The organism is Streptomyces capoamus (genome assembly GCF_014654935.1).
Taxonomy (GTDB): domain Bacteria; phylum Actinomycetota; class Actinomycetes; order Streptomycetales; family Streptomycetaceae; genus Streptomyces; species Streptomyces capoamus.
This window is the reverse complement of the sequence record NZ_BNBF01000019.1, coordinates 43,240-44,457: the sequence shown is the minus strand read 5'-3', so window position 1 is coordinate 44,457 and position 1,218 is coordinate 43,240. Positions and strand designations below refer to the sequence as shown.

2 protein-coding genes are annotated in these 1,218 nt (G+C 70.2%); both read left to right on the top strand.

The genetic code is table 11. The features are described 5' to 3' along the window. A partial coding sequence (locus IE312_RS41955; protein ID WP_502266990.1) for an inositol-3-phosphate synthase occupies positions 1-469 on the top strand: 469 nt, incomplete at its 5' end. A 103-nt stretch (positions 470-572) separates the two neighbouring features. Next, positions 573-1,218: MFS transporter (locus tag IE312_RS41950; protein ID WP_368860024.1), on the top strand; the 646-nt coding region annotated here is incomplete at its 3' end.

Below are 1,218 nucleotides of genomic sequence, written 5' to 3'. Positions count from 1 at the left end.
CCGCGGTGTCATCCTGGACCGCACGATGCAGCTGAACGTCGGCGGCAACATGGACTTCAAGAACATGCTCGAGCGCGAGCGCCTGGAGTCCAAGAAGATCTCCAAGACGCAGGCCGTCACCTCCCAGATCCCCGACCGGGACCTCGGCGAGAAGAACGTCCACATCGGCCCGTCCGACTACGTGGCCTGGCTGGACGACCGCAAGTGGGCCTACGTGCGCCTCGAGGGCCGCGCCTTCGGTGACGTCCCGCTGAACCTGGAGTACAAGCTCGAGGTCTGGGACTCCCCGAACTCCGCGGGTGTCATCATCGACGCCCTGCGTGCCGCGAAGATCGCCAAGGACCGCGGCATCGGCGGCCCGATCCTGTCCGCGTCCTCGTACTTCATGAAGTCCCCGCCGGTCCAGTACTTCGACGACGTGGCCCGCGAGAACGTCGAGAAGTTCATCCGCGGCGAGGTCGAGCGCTAAAGCGCTCGGCGCGGTCGCTCGCACGAGAACGCTCCTGCCAGGGCTGTGAAGGTCCCCGGGTCCCCCGACCCGGGGACCTTCCGCATGTGTGAGGGTGTGATCCATGCCCGTCGTCCGTGACCTGCGCGTCCTGCTGCGCCTGAGGAACTTCCGGCGCCTGCTGTCCGTCCGCCTGCTGTCCCAGGGGGCCGACGGCGTCTACCAGGTCGCACTCGCCGCGTACGTCGTCTTCTCCCCTGAGAAGCAGACCTCGGCAACCGCAGTCGCCTCGGCGATGGCGGTTCTGCTGCTCCCCTACTCCCTGGTCGGCCCCTTCGCCGGAGTCCTGCTGGACCGCTGGCGCCGCCGACAGGTCTTCGTGTACGGCAATCTGCTGCGCGCCCTGCTGGCCGCGGCCACCGCCGTCCTGGTGCTCGGCCACGCTCCGGACTGGCTCTTCTTCGCCTCCGCGCTGTGTGTCACCGCCGTCAACCGCTTCGTCCTCGCCGGGCTGTCGGCCGCACTGCCCCGGGTCGTCGACGCCGAGCGCCTGGTGCTGGCCAACTCGCTCTCCCCGACCGCCGGCACGCTAGCCGCGACCGCCGGCGGGGCTCTGGCCTTCGGCGTACGGATCGTGGCCTCCGGCTCCGACGCGGCGGTCGTCCTGGCGGGTGCCGTTCTGTACGCGTGCGCGAGCCTGGTGTCGCTGAGCCTGGCGCCCGACCTCCTCGGCCCCGACCGGCACCCGGCTCGCCCGCGTCTGGCGAGGG